Source organism: Paenibacillus sp. FSL P4-0113 (assembly GCF_038009305.1).
In the GTDB taxonomy this organism is placed as follows: domain Bacteria; phylum Bacillota; class Bacilli; order Paenibacillales; family Paenibacillaceae; genus Paenibacillus; species Paenibacillus polymyxa_D.
In genome coordinates this window covers 3,550,940-3,566,993 of the sequence record NZ_JBBPAZ010000001.1, presented here as the reverse complement: position 1 = coordinate 3,566,993, position 16,054 = coordinate 3,550,940, and the positions used below count along the sequence as shown (strand labels likewise).

The following is a 16,054-nucleotide window of genomic DNA, read 5'->3' as shown; positions in this document are numbered from 1 at the left end:
ACACTAAGGAGGTTACAGGGATGAATAGCCAAGCAGAGGTACAAATTACCGGGTTTAGTGGGCGAGTGTGGGAAAAGGATTTGCTGGATTGCGGTTATCGGATTGCCTTACACAAAGCGGAGGTTGAGCTCAGCCCGGGAAACGGGTTCCGGTTTAGGTTCTCCATGCCAGAAGACGGATACGCGGAGCTTGATCTGTTCGCCAGATCAGACAGTGACTGGGCTGCGACAGATCGAGAATCTGCCTTCGTACGCCTCTACCTGAATGAAGCCTATAATCAGGATGTCATTTTGTACTATGGCAGCAGTCAGGGAGTGTATACCCGTTTGTTGGGATACCTAAAAGAAGGCGATTACGAGGTCTATGCTGAATTCCGCGAACTGGAATCGGCTCCGCTTGTATCTCGAGCATGGATTGACGGGGTTGAACTGCGCTGCGTGGCTGATTCCTCTCCAAGATCACTGATTTATCGCCATACCCCGCTTTTATATGGCCGCAATCTGTCACATCCCTATGAGAATCGCTTTACGGATACACCACTTGTTTTGTTCTATTCCATAGAAGTGAACGAGGGGAAGACGGTCATCGAATACCAGATGATGTTCAGCCATGAAGATGAGGGAACGCCCGCGCCGCTGCTTATGAGCAAATGGGGAAGAACCACCGATATCGAATGGATGTACCGCGTCGAGCTAGATGCAGGGGGCAATGTTCTGGAAGCTGTTTTCCAGGGGGCACATCATATTACGACTGCGTTTAATGGCAGTTATGATCTGGGTGGCCATCCTGTTCTCCAATCCGCAACAACCAATGGAAACTTTAAGGATGACATTTCATCGGACTATCGTTTTATGCTGCCGCCTGCTTTCCAGTGGAAACCAGAGGAAGAGCCGCGTGAGGCGGTCATGAGCCGTTTTCCTTTTGCCTATCAGGTCACTGGGTGGGAGATGGAACGTCAGCAGGAGCTGGAAATGCCGTCACAAGCGTCTTCCATTGCACTTGCACACCAGCGTAGCTATGTGTTTATCCAGACTTCCAAACGTCCCTTACGGGATTCAGGCAGAGAATCGTCTCCAGGATTCAGGCCGGGCTTCAATCGGCGCGAGGAAGATGCATGCGTCGATATCCAGCTTCGTCTTCACGGCTCGGAGCAGTGGTATTCATCATGCCACCATGATCTGAGACTCGGGGAGTTTAGAGCCGCTTATGAGGGGGCAGAGTCACATTTTTCTACCACGGTCAAGCTATCTGGAGAGGCTGTGCTTGAGGATATAGCTGAAATTAGAGCCGTATTGCTGGAAGGCGGTGCGGACAGCATGGAAGTGGCTGGACTGTGTGCCTTTACGTTAAACGAGGATAATCTCCCGCAGTTTCCAGGTATTCATACAGACCGGGTGATTGAGCTGACGCGGCTTCAACCCGTAGGTGTTTTATGGACAGCCGACAAAGACGTGTCGGGTGATGAAGGACATCCTGTGAATGATATGGTGAAGCAAGTTGTGGATGAACCGTCCAGCCAGGATGGGCAGTCATGAGCAGGCTGCTGTATGTGGAGGGAACGGTCGATAGAACCTGCACCCAGAGCCATATTACGTACTCCTTCCATATTCCGCAGCCGACTGAAACGATTCGTATTCACTTCTCTTACACGCCCAAGTTATTGGAGGATCAAGAGCAAGCACGAGGAATCATTGAGGAAAGCATGTGCAAATACGGATACGACGAGTCGGGGCATTCATCCGATCTATGGAAGAAGTATATACCGCTACAAAATTTATTAACGCTGTCTGTCGATGATCCTGTCCGTCACCGGGGAAATGCGCACCGTCCCGAGATGCAGCAGGAGCATTGGCTCGGTTCGTCTGCGGCTTCGCCGGGGTTCCTTGCAGGAGATCATCCGGCGGGCATGTGGCGGATTACGGTCAGTCTGCATGCCGTTGTGACCGAGACGCTTGCCTACCAAATTCATGTATTGGGGGAGGAAGCAGCATATGCTTAAATGGATTCCAGCTGAGCTTCACACCCATACGCTTCACAGCGACGGCAAGCACACGCTGGAGGAGCTTGTTCAAAGCGCAGTGGATCTGGGACTTGAATGCATCGCTATGACGGATCACAACACGCAATCGGCACTTGCGGATCAGGAAGGGGTTCAGCGGCAGTTCGGTCTCCCGATCATTTCAGGGATGGAGTGGACGACCTTTTACGGGCATATGCTGACGCTTGGGGTTGACCGCTTTATCGACTGGCGTGTGCTGGGGCCAGATGACATTCATGAGGGGATTCGGCAGGTGCATGAGCAGGGAGGCATTGCAGGGATTGCCCATCCGTTCAGGATCGGAAGTCCGATCTGTACGGGGTGCTTTTGGGAGTACACGATTCAGGATTGGCACGAGGTGGATTATATAGAGGTCTGGTCAACGCTGATGCCATCTATTAAGCGGGATAGCCAGCGGGCGTTTGCCATGTGGACCGATTTGTTGAATCAGGGGTATCGCATCACTGCCGTAAGCGGTCGGGACTGGCATGTATCTAAACCGGATGATTCACTTCCGGCTGTTACATATCTGGGGGTTCATGATGAAGCAGAAGAGCGAGAAGGTTTAGAAGGCCGGGCAGTTGAGGCGATTCGCCACGGTTCAGTGTCAGTTACGATGGGACCGCTACTGACGATGTGGGCGCAGATTAAGGGCAGAGAACATCGTTATCACATCGGCGAATGTATAGAGCTGACTGTAGAGGATACACTATCTGTGACGGTTCAATTGAATGTAGAAGCAAGAGCAGCCCATTATAATCTCAAGCCTCAGAATCTTCGTCTTCTGCTGACAAGTAGTCAAGGCATATGCTCGGAGATTCAGATCCCTGCCCAAACAGGAGAATATACGCTGTCATTGCAAGACCCGCTAGGAAAGGGCTGGATACGAGCGGAGCTTTACGGCTGCATGGAAGACTGCGTGATGATGATTGCTTTTACGAATCCGATTTATATGGCTTAACACAATAGAAAGGCTGGGCTTCGGACGGTGTCAACAAAACAAGAGAACATAAAGCGGCGTATAGAAGAATATATGAAGGTTAATCAAATGGGTCCGGGGGATCGGCTGCCGTCGGAAACTGCACTTTCCCAATCGTTTCGTGTCTCGCGTACGACGCTACGGGGAGCTATTCGCCAACTGGAATCGGAAGGTAAGTTACTAGTAAAACACGGGAGTGGCACGTTTGCGACTTGCCCGCTACCAAGTATTCCAAGCTCGCTGGACCGCCTGTACAGCATCGGGGACATGATTCGTTCGGCAGGGCTACGGGAAGACGAGCAGCTGGAATCCATTCAGAGAATTTCGGTTTGTCCTCCTGATATTGCCGAACAGATGAGATTTTCCGAGCATGAGCCCATGATTGCTCTAGAGCGTACACGTACTGCCAACGGAGAGGCTGTAGCCCACTCTATAAACTGGATGCCAGAGAAATTAGCCGCTCCCATTTTGGAAGATGACTCTTTTTCAGGCTCGCTTTTTCAGAGTCTTGAGTTCAAGGCGGGGGTACGAATTGTTGGAGCCTATTCCGAGCTTACCGTTCCAAACTATGACGACGCACATATGACACGTCTGCTGAAGCATCCGCAGGCTACGGTATTACTATTGAAGCAGCTTCACTATGATGAAATGAACAGGCAGGTGCTGTATTCCCTGGATTATGTCCGCAGTGACATTTTTCGTTTCTGGGTGCGTCGTACACGCTAATTCAATTAGAATGTGGCATCTCCTATTGAATGGTGCTAGTTTTACATATTTCATGGGTTAAAAATCGTCATATCTCGTCAATACTGATCTATATGCACTTCATGATGATACACACATGGCAGGATGCGTATAAGGAGGTAACGGGATATGAGGTGGCTTGGATGGCTGCTTAAAAAAGGAATGACGGTCGTGTTGGTTAGCGCACTAACGCTGGCAGTGACAGGTGTAGTCGTTAATGCTTATGTTCAATCGCTGCTACGGCAGTTTAACATTCAGCTTGATCAACAGCCCATATGGGGATTGGGTTGGCTAAAAGGCAGCGCGGGCACTGACCAAAGCACAGACACGGGGAAGAACAAGACGACAGGAAGTGGCTCGGGAAGTGTAACACCGCCTGATGATGCGTTGCCTGTCATGGGACAGGGCTTAGAAGAAAGCGGAAGTGAGGCAGGTGGCGCAGCCAATGGCAAGGTATCTCAGAAGGGGGCTGTGTCGGCCGGAACATCAGGCAACGAGTCACGGAAGCAGGCAGAAGGTACAACTACACCCGAAACGAGTATTGAAGGCCATGATTTAGTGATTACGCCCGACCATTTGACAGAGAAGAAGAACAACTTACCGGCTGCACAGAAACAGGAAATTTTTGCAATTCTGATGAATAAGCTGCCGCCGGAGGAGATGCAGAAAATATCAGCCGCGATGGAAGGCGGTCTCACTGAGCAGGAGCTTCAGGATATTCAGCAGGTGCTTGCGAAGTATTTAACCAAAGAGGAATATAACAAGCTGATGGCTTTGCTTAAATAAGTATTTTACAAAAATCCAATAAGCGACTTCCAATGAACAAGATATAGAGCGAAATGGGTTAGTTTGTCTAGATGAATTCATGGGCAATGCTTATGCTCAAAATAGGACTGTAGAATCCGCGCCATGCGCGGATTTTTTTGCGTGTCAGGAAGTAATTGGGGTGTAGTTGAATTCTTTGTAAAGGCTATGTTAAAGTAAACAGTGTTGTGAAAAGGTTAAATTTTTGAAACCTTTTACGCAACTATGCAATGGTAGATAGCGACTAATATCATAGATGCTTGTGAATACAGGCTAGATTCATAGTGTGAAAGACCAATAATGAACGCATTTATATAGAGATAAGATATGCTGAAAAGGAGAGAGTCATGAAGGTTTTGAAGGAGCAGGATTCACCAGACAGCAGGAATGCAGCTTCCAACGTTGCAGACAAGTCTGCTGTAGAAACGGGGAAATTAGCAAAGTGGTGGAACGGTCGAAGAAAATGGCTGAGCTGGACGGCAGGCGGTGTGGTGATTGCAGGCAGTCTTATTTTTGCAAGTAATCAGTATGTCGGGGCTAACACAGTTCCTTATTATAAAGTGTATGTAAAGGGCGTCGAGGTCGGAAATATCTTGAATGAGCAACAACTTAAACAGCTATACGCAACGAAGAGCAAACAGTATAAGGATAAGTATCCCGGCGTGGATATGGTGCTCAATACGAACGCGGTAACGACAGATATTGAGAAGGCATATAAAGCGGATATTGACAGCGCAGCTACGCTGAAGAAGCTGGATGGTATGCTGACAGCGTATGCCAAAGGGGTAGAAGTGAAGGTCAACGGACAGACGGTTGGCATTGTAAAGGACAAGGCGACTGCACAGGCGGCTTTAAAGCAAGTGCAGAAGAAGTACACACCTGTGGGTGAGGGTACATCTTCAGGCATCAAGGGGCTGGTTCGCAAAACATCCGTGGGCAGCAGCCATGCGAGTGCTAGTACTAAAACCCCCAAAGCATGGCTGGAGTCTGCCAGTATCCGTGAGAAAATCGCGTACGAGCCTGTGAAAGCAGACCCGAACAAGGTGCTGACGGAGGCAGAAGCAGTCAAAGTGTTGACTGAGGGGCGTGAGGCTCCTATCACGTATACAGTGCAAGAAGGCGATTCTCTGTCGTCGATTGCAACTAAATTTAATATGACCGCTTGGGAGATTAAGCAGAACAATCCCGGCTTGCGTGAGCTGTATTTGCAAATTGGGGACGAATTGAAGCTTACTGCTCCGAAGGTTCCGGTTACGGTGCGAACAGTAGAGAAGGTCGTCGAACAGATTGCCATCGAGCCTGAGGTTGAGATTCGTCAGAGCGATGAACTGAAGGCAGGAGTTACCAAAGTGGTCAGACCGGGACAAGCAGGTCTTAAAGAGATGGACTATCGTTTGACCAAGGAGAACGGTGAGGTCGTGCAAGAGGAATGGCTCGGTCAAAAGGTGCTGCAGCCGTCTATTACTGAGGTGGTTCTTAGAGGAACGAAGGTTGTAGGAGAAGGCTCAGGACAGTTTGCTTGGCCGGTGTCCGGCGCATCGATGTCGAGTAGCTTTGGCGCACGTTGGGGACGTATGCATGAGGGTGTCGACTTGGTCGGTAGTGCTGACATTCACGCATCAGATGAAGGCGTGGTATCATTTGCAGGTCAGCAGAATGGATACGGCAATGTCATTATGATCGATCATGGCAACGGCTACCAAACCGTGTACGGGCATTTGAGCAGTATTGGCGTTCATGTAGGACAGGTGGTTCAGCAAGGCGAGTCGATCGGGGTCATGGGGAACACAGGGCGCTCGACCGGGACGCATCTGCATTTTGAAATTCGTAAAGATAATACGCCACGCAACCCAATGACGTATTTAAGATAGGTTGGATGTTTATAACGAGAGTTACATGATTTATGAGGATCAATGAGAAAGGCCATGTTTTTCTGCATGCTTAACAGTAGGTGCAGGCATGGTTTTTTTCTGCGTAAAGAAAAGGGTCTGAAGAAGTAATGGAATGACGCACGGGTATGATAGAATAGAATAAGCATCTTATAGGTACTGACAAACGAAAGTTATTATAGATGATGATCCGTGAAAAGAGGTGAACGCTGTATGCAAGGAACGATTCTGGTAGTGGATGATGAGCAGCCCATCGCTGATATTTTGAAATTTAATTTAGAAAAAGAGGGCTATCAGGTGATTTGCGCCTTCGATGGAATCAGCGCGGTGGATATTGCGGTCAAGCAGCAGCCTGATCTGATCCTGCTGGACCTGATGTTGCCGGGCATGGACGGCATGGACGTATGCCGCGAGGTGCGCGGACATCAGCTCCAGACGCCGATTATTATGCTGACCGCTAAGGACGGCGAAATCGACAAAGTGCTGGGGCTGGAGCTGGGCGCGGACGATTATGTAACAAAGCCGTTCAGCACGCGGGAATTGCTGGCACGAGTGAAGGCACAGATGCGCAGACAGCAACGCGGCGGGGCAGGCGCGTCGGAAAGCCGACCGCAGGAAGATAAGCAGGGGCTGCGTGTGGGCGACCTCTTTTTTGATACGGATATGTATACAGCTTACAAAAACGGAACACCGCTTGACCTGACGCACCGCGAATATGAGCTATTGCACTATATGGCGAAGAATGCTGGAAAGGTCATGACGCGAGAGCATTTACTCCAGGCGGTGTGGGGCTTCGAATACTACGGGGATGTGCGGACAGTGGATGTGACCATTCGGAGGTTGCGCGAGAAGATTGAGGAGAATCCGAGCAAGCCGGAGACCATCCTGACACGCCGTGGCCTTGGATATATCGTGAGCGGGGGCAAAGGTGGCCTGCGGGCATGAAATGGCTGTCTTTCTTTCGTACCATTCATGCAAAGCTGATTATTATTTATGTGCTACTTATCTTGGTGGCTATGCAGCTGATAGGGGTTTATTTTGTCAGCTCGATGAAGAACTCCCTCACGAGTAATTTTACGCAGGATTTGCAAGCACGGGCGGAGATGCTGTCCGTGCTGGCGGAGCAGGATCTGAGTGGCAGTGACGGCAAAATGGAAGAAGACAGCGTGGAAAGTCTGCGTGCACGCGTGAATAATTTATTTGATTTCAGCGGCGCGGAAATTCAGGTGCTGGATGCCAGCGGGAAAGTATTAATTACTTCTCAGGGTTCACACGCCGATTATGTTGGACGCAAAAATACGCAGACAGTGGTCAGCCGTGCACTCCAAGGTATCCGTGATAACGAGGAATACATGGTGGACGAAGATAATGTCCGCAAGAAGGTCGTCGCCAAACCTGTTATCAGCCAAGGTAAGATTGTCGGCGCGGTGTACATCGCCGCTTCGATGACCGAGCTGTACGATACGATGAAACGCATTAACAATGTGTTTCTCTCAGGTATGCTCATTGCGCTTGCGTTGACGGCTGTGCTGGGCGTGGTATTGGCCCATACGATTACGCACCCGATCAAGGTGATGACACGCCATGCAACAGAGGTTGCCGAGGGCAAATTTGACCAGCAGATGCCGGTATTTGGTGAAGATGAGATCGGCAGGCTCAGCGTGGCCTTTAACTATATGACAGGCCGTCTGCGTGAGGCGCTGTCCCAAAATGAAGAGGAGAAGGAGAAGCTCTCCTCCATCTTGACCAATATGAGCGACGGTGTGGTCGCTACTGATGACAATGGCCGGGTCATTCTGGTCAACCGTCGGGCCAGCGCCATGCTGGGCGTGAACGAGAACGAAATGACCGGCAGGCATATCGCGGTACTGCTGGGGATCGACCCGGAGGAAACCGAGGCCCTGTATAGCGGTTCTTCGGCCTCCACGCTCTTGCAGCTGGAGCCAGCTGGTCAGGATGAGCCCATCGTCATCCGTGTGACATTCACGCCGATTCATCGGCGGGAAATCGGCATTACGGGGACGATTGCCGTGCTCCAGGACGTGACGGAGCAGGAGGAGATGGAGACGACACGGCGGGAATTCGTAGCGAATGTATCCCATGAGCTGCGCACTCCGTTGACGACCATCCGCAGCTACGCTGAAGCGCTGGATGACGGCGCGATGGCTGAACCGCAGCTCGCAGAACGGTTCGTGGGCGTGATCCGCAACGAGACAGAGCGTATGATCCGGTTGGTTACGGATTTGCTGCATCTGTCACGACTTGATTCCAATGAGGCGCCTTTGCGGATGCAACCTGCGGATGTGATGGAGATGCTGGACGAAGTCGCAGATCGGTTTTCTTTTCAAATGAAGCAAAAACACATTCGCTCAGGGATGTTCGTAGAGCAGGGAATCGGTAAAGTCGTGATCGACCGGGACCAAATTGAGCAGGTGCTGGACAACCTGATGTCCAATGCGCTGAAATATACGCCAGATGGCGGAAGTATTCGGATCGAAGCTCGCCGCAACAGTGAGGGAATGCTGTCCATTTCGGTACAAGACACCGGAATTGGTATTCCCAAAAAAGACTTGGACCGGATTTTTGAACGGTTTTATCGTGTAGACAAGGCGAGATCGCGCAATATGGGCGGCACGGGACTGGGACTGTCGATTGCCCGGGAAATTGTAAAGGCACATGGGGGCCAGATTTTTCTGGAGTCGGAATACGGTCAGGGAACCTGCACGACCTTTACGCTACCCATGTCGAGTGAAGGGAGGGAAGCACAGTGAAGGAACGTTTGAAGTCCTGGACGCTTATTTTGCTGGTTGCTTCCAGCCTGGTACAGACTTATTTTTTGATTTACCGCCTTCCAGGCAGTGATTCTGTACTCACTTCAGAAACGAACTATGTCAAAACCGAAAGCATGGGGCAGGAGAAAAAGATTGAGAACCTCGTGTTTCCTGATAAAATGCTAATTCACCAAGGTGAGAAGAAACATACCGTTTTTTATCCGGGTGTTACTTTTTACGATTTAATTTATACACGGCTGGAAAGCCGAAGCTTTAACAACTTTCAACGTCGAAGTATTCAATCGGCGGACTGGGCACAGATTCGCAGCGAAAATGAAGGCATCGAATTATCCTTTTCAGGCGGAGTCCCGGTTTCATTACTGGAGCGGGTTATGCGTCTGACGCCGGATTCGGTGTTTCAGGGAGAGACGATTAACCGCATTTGGATCTATATAGACGAAAAGAATGCCAAGCCACATGCGCTCTTTTTCAGTGCAAGAGGCGATGTGGTGTATGAGGCGAACCAGTTCGATATGACGGTAGAGGACATCCGGCAGCATGTGAATTTCGGTAAAAATGCCCCGTTGTACGAGCTGGTGAATAATCAGTACTACATTCCCGTGGATGATCTGGAAACTACGCAGCCTGTAGTGTATGCTGGATTGTTTACGACAGAGCAAATGCAGCGGAATTTGTTTTTCGATCCGGGGATTACGCGTAATATTCAGGAGAAGGACGGCTCCCAAATTTATACGGATAGCAAACGTAGTCTGCAAATCAAGCAGGAGCAACGTTGGATGAGCTATACCGATCCGAGTGCGCCAGGAGCGGGTGGAAGCAGCCCGATTAGGGATGTGCTGGCCGCAGTTGATTTCGTGAATCAGCATGGCGGTTGGGATGCTTCGTATCAGCTGAAATTGAGAAGCAGTGATGAAAATCGTACATCTGTGATGTTTCAGCAGTATTATGGTGCTTATCCAGTGCTCGACACACCATCGTTCCGCTTTGGTACGATTTCGCTGCAAATCCAGCAGGAAACGGCTTCTGTCTATGAACGTTCGTTGCTGTATCTCAAGGGAGGAGAGCAATCCTCGAAGAAGGTTATGCTGCCGGGCGGCGAGCCCTTGAAGAAGCGACTGGAGACTGTAGGCAAAGGGAAGACGATTCGAGATCTGACTCCCGTATATCAACCGGAGCTGACCAATGATGGATTGAAGCTTGCTCCTGAATGGCGCGTTACGTTCGGTGACGGTTCTGTTGCAGAAATTCTTGCTGTTCCTGTAACGACAGCATCCAACACAACACAAACGAAGCCAGACCGGGAGACAAAGAGGTGACAGGAAGGGGGAACGGGAATGGATTGGAGCCGCGCCAAGAACGTATTGATCTGTACATTTTTGCTGCTCAATGTGGTATTGGGTTACCAATTGTGGCATGATGCGCAGGAAACGGCAGGACCGAGTCTGGATTTTACTTCATTGGATGAAAATACGCAGCGTTTAATGGAAGAGAAAAGTATTCAGGTGCTGGCTCCGATTCCCGGCGATACCCCGCAGCTGCCTAAACTTTCTTACACATACGTTCATAGTGGAGAAAAGGATGATCGTGTGCAGCTGGTGAAGCCAGTGGATAGCAAACTGGTATTCACCCATGATGCGCTAGTGGAGGCATTGGAGCCACAAATCAAGGATATCGATAACTTTCAGTACGATCCGCTGGATGTTCAGGAGGAATTGGCATCCGGACAAGCAGATGCTTTTGTACTTCATCCGCTGGTTCAGGGCAAATGGCCGCTATTTAATGTGAAGCTGGCCCTGTTTTATAGCAATCAAAAGATTACAGGGTATCGCAAAATTAAGGTCGAGCTCCAGCCTTCGGATGAGGCAAAGAAAATGCTGCCTGCGTCCAAAGCACTGGCAAGGCTGATCGACGGCTATTTGCCGCGTGATACGATTGTGAAGGATATCCGGCTCGGTTATTACGGACAGACCTTTAACTCCGATAGTCAGGTGGCTGCCCCCGTGTGGCGGTTTATGCTGGACAACGGAAAAGGTGTGTATTATGTGCAGATGAACGGAGACGTCATTAGTCCAAAGACAGAACATACAGAAGGGTCTTGAACAGATATGGGGATTTCATTTACCGTGCTGTCGAGCGGTTCGACCGGCAACGCTACCGTTGTGCGGAACGAAGACACGACATTGCTCATCGATGCGGGTCTCAGCGCGAAGCGTATTGACGAATTGCTGAAAGAACGCGATCTGAGCGGAGAAGAGTTGGATGGTATTTTGGTCACGCATGAGCATTCCGATCATGTTAAAGGACTAGGCGCCATGGCGCGTAAATATAATTTACCTATATATGCTAACGAGAAGACATGGTTTGCCATCAGCAATGCTGTTGGGCAAATTGCAGATGATAACCGTAGAATATTGGAGACAGGCGCAACGCGGGAATTTGAATCATTACGCGTGGAGTCTTTTGGTATATCCCATGATGCGGCCGAGCCTGTAGGATATAGCTTTTATGATGGGGCGGAGAAGCTGAGTGTAGCGACCGATCTTGGCTATGTCAGCGACAAAGTGAAACAGGCGATATCAGATGCGGATGTATTGGTGCTGGAGTCTAATCATGATGTGGAAATGCTGCGTATGGGTCGTTATCCGTGGAACATCAAGCGCCGTATTCTCAGCGATATCGGTCATTTATCTAATGAGATGGCGGGCGCGATTCTTAGCGAGCTGCTGACAGGACGGACGAAGCGAACGTATTTGGCACATTTGAGCCGCGACCACAATATGATGGAACTTGCGAAGCTGACTGTGCGTGGGGCGATGGAAGACCGCGGCTGTTTTTACAAGGACAGTGAGTTTCGATTGTGTGATACGTACTATGATCGTCCTACACCTTGGGATAAGGTAAGTGAGCCATAAAGCTGTCCAGCTCGGCGGCTTTGCGTTCTACCTCTTCACGGGTCACTACGCCTTTGTCCACCAGTAGTTCAATCAATGTACTTAGCGCCAGTGTATTGCGGTAATGCTCGTCTTTCAAATCCGCCAGCTTGGCAGCCATGCGAACTTCATCCATAGCCGAACGATGTGAATTCATCATATATTCCTCCTAAAAAATATTTTAGAAATGGCGTGCAATGAGCTTGGTTCTGCCTGTGGTTTTGCTAAGTGCTGTGATACAATAAAGCTAACAACGGAAAGCTTTCTGAAGGAAGGCTCTCATCGAAAGTATAGGCAGCTTTAAGCGGACGGGAACAGGCCAGAACGTCTCTATGAGACGATCATTTTGTAATAGAATAGAAGACTTGTTACTATTGTAGTCCATTGGTTTGGAAATCATTCCTCTTTTTTCCTCTATTCGGAGTCAGATTCGGCGTGTATGCTAATTTATGAGATTCGGTTGCTTAGGAAGGCACCATTTGTGGTGATTAATAAGTAGGCCGGAACGATTGGTTGCTGGATTCCGATGATAAGGGATATTCAATCCATTTGAGATGTTCAACGGAGCAGGTTCTCTGTAGCATAGGTTGGCGCAAGCCCGAATAGCCCTAATTTTTTAGTGAGTGTCGGTGCATGACAACGAAGGGGAGAGGATTAGCATGGGCTTGTTTGAGGACGATTTTTATTCAACGAAGGTATCCACACGTGCGGCTAAAAAAATGGCATTTAAGGCGCGCCGTGGAGGACGGGGACGTTGGCCACACAGGAAGCGTGGAGTAAGTCCGGTGCAAGCTGCTGTCATTAGCGGTGCAGTCAGTGCAGTGATTGCCGTGCTTCTGTTCAGCTTTATTACAGGTCTGCCCTCCACTACAGCGGTAACCGGAGCCAGTCACTATCCCTTGCGGCAAGCAGCGGGTGACCCGTATGACCGGATTGTGCAGGCGGCAGCCAAAGTGCGCCCAGCCGTCGTTAGCATCGTGAATCTGAAAGAGGAAGAGGGTAAAAGTACGGAACAATCCGCGCTTGGATCGGGTGTCATTTTCCGAGTGAGTTCGGGCAAAGCCTTCATTATGACGAATAACCATGTGGTCGAAGGATCAGATGATCTGGATATTGTAACGGTAGACGGTGTCAGAAAAGAGGCAAAGCTGATCGGCAAGGATCGCATTAGTGATATCGCGGTACTGGCAGTTGACGATAAAGGCATTAGCACAGTAGCGGATATCGGCGACTCCAGCAAACTTCGTCTGGGTGAAACGGTCATTGCTATTGGCAACCCGCTTGGCTTGGGAGATACGCTTACCTCCGGTATAGTAAGCTATACGAATCGCATCATTCCGATTTCCATTAATCAGGATGGGGTATATGACTGGGAGCAGCATGTCATCCAGACCGATGCGGCGATTAATGAGGGAAACAGCGGCGGCGCGCTGGTCGATCTGGACGGACGTGTGATTGGCATCAATACGATGAAAATCGCTGATACTGGTGTTGAGGGACTTGGTTTCGCTATTCCCGCCAATGAGGTAATGAAAACGGTGAATGAACTGGTTGAGGACGGCAAGATCACCCGCCCTTATCTGGGGGTATACACGGTCGATCTCAATAATGAATATGCACCGCTGGATGAAAATCAGCGCAAGGAGCTCAAGCTGCCGGACAGCGTGAAGAATGGAGCAGTCGTTCTGGAAGCCCACGGTCCTGCCAAAGAGGCTGGCTTGAAGCTGAACGATGTCATTACAGCGTTTGATAGCGAACCGATTAACTCTACGCTTGATTTGCGTCGCTACTTGTACGATAACAAGAAAATTGGCGATGAGCTGAAAGTTACTTTTTACCGGGCAGGCAAGGAAGAAACGATGACGTTAAAATTAACAGATAAGCCGGAAGGCTAAGGTATGATTATAGGCTTAACTATAAAAAGGCGTTCACCGGCTTAGTTCCGGGAACGCCTTTTTCGATCTTCTGCTGCGCCTTAGATTAAGATGTCGTTCCCGTTACACGGGTTCCGCTCTTAGTGATCTTGTATGTCACCACATCGCCGCTCCAGAAGTGGAACTTCAGCGTAACTTCACCATCTTTTACACTATTAAAAAATTCAGGCAATAGCTTGATCCCATTGGCATCATAGGCAGGGGAAAAGGTATTGCCAAATTCTTTATAAGGTGTCCAATCCTGTGGACCGGCATTACCACCATTCGTATACACGGCTTCCATCGTGGCAAGCTGGCTACCACGGAAGTCTGTTGGAATGGTAAAGGCTTGAGTAGTCCCTTCGACAGCACTTAATTTTGGGGTATCATACACGACGACTCTAAAATTCCAGTCTGCCCCCTTGTTAAACTTAGCGGTAATGGCGGCATTCTCCCCATATTTACCGGAAGTGGTCAGGCTGGTGAGCAAGCTGGCTTTGAAGGTTAATATGTCTCCGCTCAGCGTATAGTCGGTGCCCTGTGTTAGTTGCTTGCTGTTAGCACTGAGTGTGTTCAGCTGATTGCCGTTCAGGTTTAAGGTGACCTTGGTGTCCTGAGCAGAGGTGCCTTTCTTCAAGTGAATGAGGTCACAGTCTGCATTGGAGGAGCGTCCTTTTAGGCTGGACTTAATGACATTAAAGAGTTCAGGGTCAGACCATTTGTACGTTGTGCGATTAAAATGCTGGCCGTTATCCCAGAGTATGCCTGTTATTTTCTTCTCCTTCATATAATAGGTCAGGAACTCGAAGAATTTTAGCTTTTCGCCCTGTTCAATCACGCCTGTATGTTTATCGAAGCCGAGCAGGCCATATTCACCGACAATGACCGGAATCCCCTTGGCTACAAAGGTGTTATAGACGTTATCAAAGGTTTGGATGATATCGTTTTTAGTATCTTTATCAAAAGTAGTATGGCCTGCAATATTTACACTGAAAGGCCAATAACCATAATAGTGGACGGTGGCAATCAGGTTGGGATCGTTCAGCTTGGTTATCGTGTTGTACAGCTCATTGATTTTGGTCTGAGCAGGTGCGGTGTCCAAACCAGGCAGAACAAGGGGACGAGTGGCATTTTTACCGCCAGAAGCACGGACAATTTTGTGGAAGGATATATTCAGTTCCTGGAGCATCTGGTTCATTTTCGCTTCATCCGTAGTCCCTCCTTCGGAGAAACGAGGTTCGTTAATGCTTTCAAACATTAGCTTGTTAGGCTGATCTTTAAAGCGCGGGGCAATTTGTGTCCATAATGCGTTATAGCGAGCCAGCACCTCATCATGTTTGGGTTCCATACTGCTTACCCACGTCCATGAATCATGATGGACATTGATCATGACGTACAGATTGGCGTCCAGTGCCCAGCGAACAACCTCTTCCACACGGTTCATGTAGGCGGACTCAACGGTATAGGTTGGTGCGGCTCCAATGTGCTTATCCCAGGTGACGGGGATGCGTATGCTTTTGTACCCTTGGGCAGCAATTTGCTGAATCAACGCCTGAGTAATGCGCGGATTACCCCAGGCTGTCTCATCTGCCCCGACAGCATCCAGAGAATTTCCCAAATTCCATCCAGGCTGCATGGCTTCCACATACGATTGCAGGCTGCTCGCAGCCGCAGCTTGCGGTGCTTGTCCGTCAGATTCGGCAGCAGCGGCAACGGATGCGAACGTAGATAATAATAGGGTGATGGCAAGCGTCAACGACAGTAATGAAACGGGTCTTCGTTTTAACATAACAGGCCCCTTTACAAAGTTATTTTTGAAAGCGCTTTCCAATAAACACTACCACACTATTTGAATATGGAATACCTGTATAATTTATATAAAAATCATGTGTTAATTAGATATTTTAAATTTGTAAGCGTTATTATTGAAAAAATACAGAAATGAGTGTAGAATCTATGGCCCTA

Annotated in this window: 14 protein-coding genes; 12 read left to right on the top strand and 2 right to left on the bottom strand. The window is 49.3% G+C overall.

The genetic code is table 11. The annotated features are described in order from the left end of the window. Positions 1-20: 20 nt before the first annotated feature. From MKX46_RS15300 to MKX46_RS15250, 11 genes are all read left to right on the top strand, one after another. Positions 21-1,535 carry a hypothetical protein gene (locus MKX46_RS15300; protein WP_069012366.1) on the top strand — a complete coding sequence of 505 codons (1,515 nt, stop codon included), beginning with the start codon at positions 21-23 and terminating at the stop codon, positions 1,533-1,535. Next, positions 1,532-1,999 carry a hypothetical protein gene (locus tag MKX46_RS15295; protein ID WP_069012365.1) on the top strand — a complete coding sequence of 156 codons (468 nt, stop codon included), beginning with the start codon at positions 1,532-1,534 and terminating at the stop codon, positions 1,997-1,999. The genes MKX46_RS15300 and MKX46_RS15295 overlap by 4 nt, the downstream gene beginning before the upstream one ends. Further along, a complete protein-coding gene (locus MKX46_RS15290; protein ID WP_341071437.1) occupies positions 1,992-2,999 on the top strand; it encodes a CehA/McbA family metallohydrolase in 1,008 nt (335 codons plus the stop codon). Before MKX46_RS15295 ends, MKX46_RS15290 begins: the two co-directional genes overlap by 8 nt. 27 nt (positions 3,000-3,026) lie before the next feature. Then, positions 3,027-3,743, top strand: a complete 717-nt coding sequence (locus tag MKX46_RS15285) for a GntR family transcriptional regulator (protein WP_029518938.1) — start codon at positions 3,027-3,029, stop codon at positions 3,741-3,743. A gap of 147 nt (positions 3,744-3,890) precedes the next feature. After that, complete coding sequence (locus MKX46_RS15280) at positions 3,891-4,547, top strand: hypothetical protein (RefSeq protein ID WP_069012363.1); 657 nt, start codon at positions 3,891-3,893, stop codon at positions 4,545-4,547. Between the two features lie 365 nt (positions 4,548-4,912). Then, positions 4,913-6,436, top strand: coding sequence for a M23 family metallopeptidase (locus MKX46_RS15275; RefSeq protein WP_318627806.1), 1,524 nt, complete (start codon positions 4,913-4,915; stop codon positions 6,434-6,436). Positions 6,437-6,667: 231 nt separating this feature from the next. Continuing rightward, a complete protein-coding gene (gene yycF / locus MKX46_RS15270; RefSeq protein ID WP_025723159.1) occupies positions 6,668-7,399 on the top strand; it encodes a response regulator YycF in 732 nt (243 codons plus the stop codon). Further along, a complete protein-coding gene (gene walK / locus MKX46_RS15265; protein ID WP_029518931.1) occupies positions 7,396-9,225 on the top strand; it encodes a cell wall metabolism sensor histidine kinase WalK in 1,830 nt (609 codons plus the stop codon). Before yycF ends, walK begins: the two co-directional genes overlap by 4 nt. Further along, positions 9,222-10,562, top strand: a complete 1,341-nt coding sequence (locus MKX46_RS15260) for a YycH family regulatory protein (protein ID WP_341071436.1) — start codon at positions 9,222-9,224, stop codon at positions 10,560-10,562. Before walK ends, MKX46_RS15260 begins: the two co-directional genes overlap by 4 nt. An 18-nt stretch (positions 10,563-10,580) precedes the next feature. Then, positions 10,581-11,345: a two-component system regulatory protein YycI gene (gene yycI, locus MKX46_RS15255; protein WP_029518929.1), complete on the top strand. Its 765-nt coding sequence runs from the start codon at positions 10,581-10,583 to the stop codon at positions 11,343-11,345. 6 nt (positions 11,346-11,351) lie between these two features. Beyond that, positions 11,352-12,158 carry an MBL fold metallo-hydrolase gene (locus MKX46_RS15250; RefSeq protein ID WP_023991120.1) on the top strand — a complete coding sequence of 269 codons (807 nt, stop codon included), beginning with the start codon at positions 11,352-11,354 and terminating at the stop codon, positions 12,156-12,158. On the opposite strand, the gene MKX46_RS15245 is transcribed toward MKX46_RS15250, so the two are convergent. Continuing rightward, entirely contained in the window at positions 12,127-12,333 is a 207-nt protein-coding gene (locus MKX46_RS15245) for a hypothetical protein (protein ID WP_025723164.1), read from the bottom strand. The genes MKX46_RS15250 and MKX46_RS15245 overlap by 32 nt on opposite strands. A 502-nt stretch (positions 12,334-12,835) precedes the next feature. Between MKX46_RS15245 and MKX46_RS15240 the strand changes: the two genes are divergently transcribed. Then, positions 12,836-14,071: a S1C family serine protease gene (locus MKX46_RS15240; protein ID WP_341071435.1), complete on the top strand. Its 1,236-nt coding sequence runs from the start codon at positions 12,836-12,838 to the stop codon at positions 14,069-14,071. 85 nt (positions 14,072-14,156) lie between these two features. Here the strand turns inward: MKX46_RS15240 and MKX46_RS15235 are convergent, their stop codons facing one another. Further along, positions 14,157-15,878: a cellulase family glycosylhydrolase gene (locus MKX46_RS15235; protein WP_341071434.1), complete on the bottom strand. Its 1,722-nt coding sequence runs from the start codon at positions 15,876-15,878 to the stop codon at positions 14,157-14,159. Positions 15,879-16,054: the final 176 nt, after the last annotated feature.

Coding starts and splice junctions, on each gene's coding strand:
- MKX46_RS15300 (WP_069012366.1), top strand. CDS start 21: ATGAATAGCCAAGCAGAGGTACAAATTACCGGGTTTAGTGGGCGAGTG.
- MKX46_RS15295 (WP_069012365.1), top strand. CDS start 1,532: ATGAGCAGGCTGCTGTATGTGGAGGGAACGGTCGATAGAACCTGCACC.
- MKX46_RS15290 (WP_341071437.1), top strand. CDS start 1,992: ATGCTTAAATGGATTCCAGCTGAGCTTCACACCCATACGCTTCACAGC.
- MKX46_RS15280 (WP_069012363.1), top strand. CDS start 3,891: ATGAGGTGGCTTGGATGGCTGCTTAAAAAAGGAATGACGGTCGTGTTG.
- MKX46_RS15275 (WP_318627806.1), top strand. CDS start 4,913: ATGAAGGTTTTGAAGGAGCAGGATTCACCAGACAGCAGGAATGCAGCT.
- yycF (WP_025723159.1), top strand. CDS start 6,668: ATGCAAGGAACGATTCTGGTAGTGGATGATGAGCAGCCCATCGCTGAT.
- walK (WP_029518931.1), top strand. CDS start 7,396: ATGAAATGGCTGTCTTTCTTTCGTACCATTCATGCAAAGCTGATTATT.
- yycI (WP_029518929.1), top strand. CDS start 10,581: ATGGATTGGAGCCGCGCCAAGAACGTATTGATCTGTACATTTTTGCTG.
- MKX46_RS15250 (WP_023991120.1), top strand. CDS start 11,352: ATGGGGATTTCATTTACCGTGCTGTCGAGCGGTTCGACCGGCAACGCT.
- MKX46_RS15245 (WP_025723164.1), bottom strand. CDS start 12,333: ATGAATTCACATCGTTCGGCTATGGATGAAGTTCGCATGGCTGCCAAG.
- MKX46_RS15240 (WP_341071435.1), top strand. CDS start 12,836: ATGGGCTTGTTTGAGGACGATTTTTATTCAACGAAGGTATCCACACGT.
- MKX46_RS15235 (WP_341071434.1), bottom strand. CDS start 15,878: ATGTTAAAACGAAGACCCGTTTCATTACTGTCGTTGACGCTTGCCATC.